This is a genomic window from Amycolatopsis methanolica 239 (assembly GCF_000739085.1).
In the GTDB taxonomy this organism is placed as follows: Bacteria; Actinomycetota; Actinomycetes; order Mycobacteriales; family Pseudonocardiaceae; genus Amycolatopsis_E; species Amycolatopsis_E methanolica.
The window spans coordinates 2,128,570-2,134,628 of the sequence record NZ_CP009110.1 but is presented as its reverse complement, the minus strand read 5'-3'; the positions used below and the strand labels follow the sequence as shown (position 1 = coordinate 2,134,628).

At 70.7% G+C, this 6,059-nt stretch carries 7 protein-coding genes; 1 reads left to right on the top strand and 6 read right to left on the bottom strand.

What is annotated here, in order from left to right:
* Positions 1-84 precede the first annotated feature (84 nt).
* Positions 85-465, bottom strand: a complete 381-nt coding sequence (locus AMETH_RS10435; protein WP_017981395.1) for a hypothetical protein — start codon at positions 463-465, stop codon at positions 85-87.
* Entirely contained in the window at positions 462-884 is a 423-nt protein-coding gene (locus AMETH_RS10430) for a YbaB/EbfC family nucleoid-associated protein (protein ID WP_156131645.1), read from the bottom strand. Before AMETH_RS10430 ends, AMETH_RS10435 begins: the two co-directional genes overlap by 4 nt.
* Positions 885-955: 71 nt before the next feature.
* Here AMETH_RS10430 and AMETH_RS10425 point away from each other — a divergent pair, with 71 nt between their 5' ends.
* Positions 956-2,233, top strand: a complete 1,278-nt coding sequence (locus AMETH_RS10425) for a S8 family serine peptidase (RefSeq protein WP_223843105.1) — start codon at positions 956-958, stop codon at positions 2,231-2,233.
* 102 nt (positions 2,234-2,335) lie between these two features.
* Here the strand turns inward: AMETH_RS10425 and AMETH_RS10420 are convergent, their stop codons facing one another.
* From AMETH_RS10420 to eccD, 4 genes are all read right to left on the bottom strand, one after another.
* On the bottom strand, positions 2,336-2,620 hold the full coding sequence (locus AMETH_RS10420) for a WXG100 family type VII secretion target (RefSeq protein ID WP_156131644.1): 285 nt from the start codon (positions 2,618-2,620) through the stop codon (positions 2,336-2,338).
* A 31-nt stretch (positions 2,621-2,651) separates the two neighbouring features.
* Positions 2,652-2,981 (bottom strand): hypothetical protein, encoded by a 330-nt coding sequence (locus AMETH_RS10415; protein WP_156131643.1) that lies wholly within the window; start codon positions 2,979-2,981, stop codon positions 2,652-2,654.
* A 170-nt stretch (positions 2,982-3,151) separates the two neighbouring features.
* Positions 3,152-4,552, bottom strand: a complete 1,401-nt coding sequence (gene eccB, locus AMETH_RS10410; protein WP_017981390.1) for a type VII secretion protein EccB — start codon at positions 4,550-4,552, stop codon at positions 3,152-3,154.
* Positions 4,553-4,561: 9 nt separating this feature from the next.
* Entirely contained in the window at positions 4,562-5,962 is a 1,401-nt protein-coding gene (gene eccD / locus AMETH_RS10405; RefSeq protein WP_017981389.1) for a type VII secretion integral membrane protein EccD, read from the bottom strand.
* Positions 5,963-6,059: the final 97 nt, after the last annotated feature.

Below are 6,059 nucleotides of genomic sequence, written 5' to 3'. Positions count from 1 at the left end.
CAGCTGAGCGAAGTACGCGAAACCATCATCGATGGTTCTGTGCACTCCCATTGGCGGACCTCTCGAACGGACGGATGCGGCGGATCAGGCGGGCGGGGTGATCTTGTTGATAGCGGCGAGGTTGTCGAGCTCGGTGCCCATCTGTCCGTCGATGGCGGACCGCAGACCGCCGCCGAGGTCCCCCAGCTCGTCGCCGATCTGTTTCATCGACGCGAAGAACTGCCCGGCGTTGGACGCGTCGAAGCCCGGCACGCCGGTCGACCCCGGCGTGCCGTGGTAGGTCGGCTTGAACTGCTTGCCCAGGTCGTCGTTGCCGAACACGGCCAGGTCGGGGCCGCCGGCCTTCTGCTCGTGCTCGCCGTTGGCCGCGCTCGCCAGGTTCGCCAGATCGCTGCCGTTCAACGCGATCTGCTCGCCGAGCGAACGGATCTCCGCCGGGCTGGTGTTGATCTCGAGGTAGCTCACCGGTCTTCCTTCCCTTCCGCGTAGATGTCGGCGTCCAGTCGGTTCATCAGCTTGCCGATGGTGTCGCTCTCGTTGGAGCGCATCTCGTGCTGCAGCGAGCCCATGTCGGCCGGGAACTGGCCGGCCATGATCTCCTCGCGCTGCTGATTGATGTCGATGACGGCTTCCCGCGACGCGGCGAGGATCGCCGCCTGCAGCGCCGCCGCGTCCGGCTTGCGGAACACGCGCGGGTCGATGTCGATGTCGGCCAGCTGGCCCCGCGGACCCACCACGACCTTGACCAGCTTGTCCGGCGACCAGCCGACACCGGTCAGCTTCATCATCCGCTGACTGGCCTTCGGCAGCTCCTCGGTGGCCTTCTTGATCTGCTCGAGCATGCCGATCAGCGCGGGATTCACGCGCCCCGAAGGGGAACTCATGACTACCTCCGTCCATCCGGCACAGTGGCGACATTGCCATGATCACCGGTCACTCCGCTAGCATCGCCGCCGTGAACGCGAAGCGCCTCCGCACGGCACTGGTCACCGCGGCCGCCGGCCTCGCCGCCGTCACGGTGGCGCCGCCGGCCGCACAGGCCCAGCAGAACTGTGTCGTATCCGGGAGCCTCGTGGTTCCCGTTCCGTGGTCCCAGCAGCTCCTGGCACCCGATCGGGTGTGGCCGCTGAGCACCGGCGCGGGCCAGCGCGTCGCCGTGGTCAGCACCGGCGCCGCGGACAACCCGCAGCTCACCGGCCGTCTGGCCGAACGGGCGGCGTTCGCGCCCCCGGACACCGGCCAGTCCAGCGGCAGCCCGGACTGCCTCGGCACCGGCACCGGCGTGAGCGGCATCATCGCCGCGTTGCCGACCACCGTGGTGGGGTTCCACGGCATGGCACCCGGTGCGCAGATCCTGTCGGCGAAGGTCGTGGGCGACCAGTACCCGTCGGGCCGCGAACCGCGGCAGAGCGTGGCGCCGCAGAACCTGGCCGCGGGCATCAACTGGGCCGTCGACCGCGAGGCGACCGTGATCGCCGTCCCCACGATCACCTACGAGGACAACCCGGCCCTGCGCGCCGCCGTGCAGCGGGCGCTGTCCCGCGACATCGTCGTGGTGGCCGCGGTCGGCGAACGCCAGACGAACGAGCCCGGCGGCCTGATCCCCTACCCCGCGGCCTACGACGGTGTCGTGGGCGTGGGCTCGCTCGCCGAGAACGGGCTGGTGGCCGACGATTCCCGGGCGCAGGCGGTCGACCTGGTGGCCCCGGGTGCCAACGTTGTCACGACGTACCCGAACAGCGGCCTCGGCGCCGTGGCCGGCACCGAGTACGCCACCGCCTACGTCGCGGGCACCGTCGCCCTGGTCCGCTCCTACCGGCCGCAGCTGTCCAATCAGGACATCGCGAAACGGCTGTACGCCACCGCGACCCCGGCGCCGGAGGGCACCGGCAGCGCGTCCTACGGCTACGGCGTGGTCAACCCGTACCAGGCGGTGTCCGACGACGTCGTGGCGGGCAACCCGGTGGCGCTGCCCCCGCTCACCCCGGTCACCGTCGATCCGGAGGTCGCGGCGCGGCAGGCCGCCGAGAACCGCAGTGACGAATGGGCCCTCGGCCTGGCCGCGGGCGGCTTCGCCCTCGTGGTGCTGGTGACCGCGATCGTCGTGTTCGGACCGCTCGGCCGGCGGCGTCGCTGGCGCAACGGCCTCGCCCCCGTTCCCCAGGACCGGCCGGACGACGAGCGTCCCGAGCCGCCGGTGGAACTGTTCAGCGACCGCCCCAAGCGGTCCTGACCTGGTCTCGCACAACCGGTTCCTCCCCTGGTCTTTTCCGAGCGTGAGACAAGCCGGTCCCGGAGCGCGGACACGCTCCGGGACCGGCGGTGACGAGAGAGGTCAGACGAAGAAGCCCCTCGCCTGCTGGTCCTTCGCGAACGCCTCCTCGGCGGTGCGCATCACCGTCTGGCCCACCTGGTTGTGCGTGTCCGAGTAGCTCAGCAGCTTCTGGTTCCACTCGGCGTGCGCCTGCTCGAAGGCGGTCGAGGCCTGGCCTTCCCAGTCGGTGCCGAGGATTCCCTTGGCCTGGGCCATGAAGTCGTTGAACAGGTCCGCCAGGTCGGTCGACTTGGTGACGTTCGTCGACCCGGTCTGGCCCACCATGTCGTCATAGCGAATAACCATGCCGTTACCCCTTTCCGGTGTGGTCGACGAGTCAGGCCAGGCGGCTGAAGTTGCCCATGCCCGGCGTGATGGCGTTGATCTTGCTCTGGCCGTCGCTTTCGTGGTCGGCCATCAGGTTCTGGGTACCGACGATGCCGGTCATCAGCTTGTCCAGGATCGGCGCGAGCTGGCTGTTCCAGAACTGCAGCATCTCGTCCGACTTGCCGAGGGCGGCCATCGAGGCGATGCCCTTCCAGTTCGCGCCGACCACGTTCGCGTAGTCGGCCTGCATGCTCCGGCAAAGCTCCTCGCCGCGGTCCTTGGCGTCACGCAGCAGTGTGTTCAACCGGGTCACTTGGTCTTCATCGAGATTCAGGGCCACGCCTGTCACCCCCCGTTTCGGAGACGTTCTACCACCACAGTGCGGACATCTATCAGCAGAGTAGGCGCGGCGGCTGACATCCCCCCGTCGCCCCGTACCACCCTCGCACGGACGAAAACCGCTGGTCAAGGCTTTTGGTCAGATCTTCACCGACGCCAGGTGCGGGCCGACTACGGGACGGCCGACACCATCGCCGCCGACGGGTTCAGCGTCGGGCCCTCCGGGATGCGCTGCACCAGCGCGGCCGGCATGTCGACCGCCGACGAGGCGGCGTACCCCAGCTGACCGAGCACGCCCTCGGACGGCACCGGGTAGCGCAGGCCGGTGTCGGTGACCAGCGTGTACGCCCCCGTGGTCGCCGTGGCCGACGGCAGCACCCGCACGACGGCGACGCTGCCCGGCGGGACCAGCACGCGGTCGGCCAGCTTCGTGCCGGTGCCGCTCTCCACGCTGGTCGTGATGGCCGCGGCCATGGCGTTCGGGTCACCGCCGATCGAGATCACCGGGTCGGTGCGGGCGTCGTGCGTCTCCGCGCACAGGGCCGCGCGGCCCTCGTCGGGAACGGTGGCCAGCTCCGGCGGCAGCGAGGGCGGAGCCGCCTCGCCCTCGGCAGGCACCAGCGCGTTGCTGGTCGGCGCGGCGTTCGCGGCCGCGGCGGGGATCTCCTTGGGCTGCACGGAGTACTGGCCGGAGATGATCCGCACCTGCAGCTCCGTCAGCGGGGCCAGCCCGTCCTGCCGGACCAGGTAGTACTGCACGCCGCGGGACAGCGGGTAGTAGACCACGTCGCCGACCTGGAAACCACTGAGCACAGAGGACGGTGCGCCCTGGCCGGGCACGTCGATGCGGCCGAGGTCCTGCCCCACCGGAAGCCCGTTCAGCCAGGCGGTGCCCGCTTCGACGGGGCTGGCCTGAGCGCCGAACACCGAGCGGATCACGGCGGCGTCGGTGATCCGGTAGCGGTGGTTGTTCCACACCAGGTAGACGGTGCCGTCAGTGGAGTCGCGGGCCAGGATCGCGCGCTGCCCGAGCGGCGCGCCACCCGGCATCGACTGCCCGACCATCAGCGTGGTCGTGGTCAGCGGGGCGCCGGCCAGGTTCTGCCCCAGCACCGAGCACATCGTCCACGGCGTCGCGGTCGCGCGGTTCGCGGGCGGCAGCGAAGCAGGCGCGCCGGGGATGCCCACGGCGGGCTTGCGCGGCAGCCCGGCGAGGTCCTTGCCGGCCACGCGATACGGCCCGGCCTTGTCCGCGCTGGTCAGCAGCCGCGCGGAGGCGTAGTTCAGGGTCGGCCGCAGTTCCCCGGACTGGTACACGAACGTCGCGCCCGTCTCGCGTTCGATCACCACCGCGCCGTCGGCTTTCCAGGACGTGCCACCGACTCCGGTGAACACCCCGTAAACGCCAAAGCCCGCGGCGACCAGCACCGTGATCATCACCCCGGCGAACACCGCGCCCACACCGCGCCGCAACGGGGTCAGCTCCGGATCGGTCTCGTGCACGATGAGCGCGGAGGTGACCCGCTGCATCATGAACTGGTAGGCCTGCAGCTGGTCGCGACGAGTGGGCACGCCTATCCCTCAGCCGATCGAGGCCATCAGGCCCTGGACGTATGCGAAGAATCCGGTGATGAACCCCGCGAACGGGATCAGGGCCACGATAGCCATAACGTCCACGATGTCCGCGATGCGGCCGAACCACGGTGACGGGTTCTTGCGGCTGTAGACCAGCCCGGCCGCCGCGACCAGCAGCGCGATCACCACCAGCGCCAGCAGGAACAGCCCGATCCCGCCGTTGCCGGACGCGGTGCCGAAGCACCAGTCGGCCAGCAGCGCGAACACCCACAGCCCAGCGACCAGCAGCGGGATCCGCTGGCGCGGCACCGGGAACAGCCGGGCCCGCAGCAGCAGCGCCGCGCACGCCAGGATCAGCATGATCAGCCGCGAGCCGCCGCCGTGCGCGGCGAGGAAGATCGATGCCAAAGCGCTGATCAGCGCGGCGCCGGTGAGGAAACCGGTGAGGAGTTCGTCGGCGCGCGCGGCCGCGTCGAACACGGCCGGGGTGGCCGGGTGCGGTTCGTCCTTGAGCAGGTCGGCGGAGCGCTGCGGCAGCGCGGGCAGCGGGACCCGGCCCAGCCGCAGCGACAGCCACGGGTAGCCGGGAAGCAGGCCGATCGCGATGGTCAGGACCAGTGCGCCCGCCGCGTCCGGGTCCATCCAGCCGGCGAAGAGGGCCCCGAGCGCGCCGAGGAACCCGGTGCTGATCGCGGCGACGAACACCCTGCTCATCGCGCCGACGCCGAGGTAGCCGACGATGCCGAACACCAGCAGCGCGATCGTGCCGAGCAGCACCTGCGACGAGCCGAACCCGAAGAGCCCCTGGTGGTCGGCCGCGGTCGGCAGGTACCCGCCGAGGAACGCGTAGGGCAGGGCCGATCCGGCGAACACCGCCCCCGCGTACGCGTCCGGCACCGCGCGCGCGACAACGATGCCCAGCGCGGTCAGGACCACCGCGGCGGACAGCATGATCAGCCCGGCGTCGAGCCACGGTGGTTCGAACAACAGCGAGACCAGACTGCCGCCGCTCAACAGCACCGCGGCGACGACCAGCCCCGCGCGCCGGGTGGCCGCGCGGCCCCAGCTGCGGCCGTACCGCCGGGCGCCGCTGGCGATGGCCTCGACCAGGTCGTCGTACTCGATCTCGGGCCAGTCGACCGGGCCGGGGACGAGGTGCAGGATCTCGCCGTCGCGCACCTGCTGCGCGGCGAGCGTCTGCCTGCCTTCGAGCAGTTCGCCGGTGGGGCGCCGCAGCGACCAGCCGCCGTGCTGCTCGCCGGTGTCCGGCGCGTCCTCGCCCGCGTGCCGCAGGATGTAGGGCAGCAGTTCCGCGACCGGCACGTTCTCCGGGAGCGCGACGTCGATCCCGCGTTTCGGGGTCGTGATGCTCACCTTCGCGAGGGTCGTGCCCATCGCCGACGTCATGCTGCCCCTACCTCCAAATTGGACCCCGAGACCGGCTGGGAGAGTATCAATTAAAGCGCGACACTAGGCTGGCGGAAAGCTCTATGCTGGCGCACCC

What these genes read in the sequence shown, in the direction of transcription:
- AMETH_RS10430 (WP_156131645.1), bottom strand. Translation starts at nt 884, where the DNA reads ATGAGTTCCCCTTCGGGGCGCGTGAATCCCGCGCTGATCGGCATGCTC.
- AMETH_RS10420 (WP_156131644.1), bottom strand. Translation starts at nt 2,620, where the DNA reads ATGGTTATTCGCTATGACGACATGGTGGGCCAGACCGGGTCGACGAAC.
- eccD (WP_017981389.1), bottom strand. Translation starts at nt 5,962, where the DNA reads ATGACGTCGGCGATGGGCACGACCCTCGCGAAGGTGAGCATCACGACC.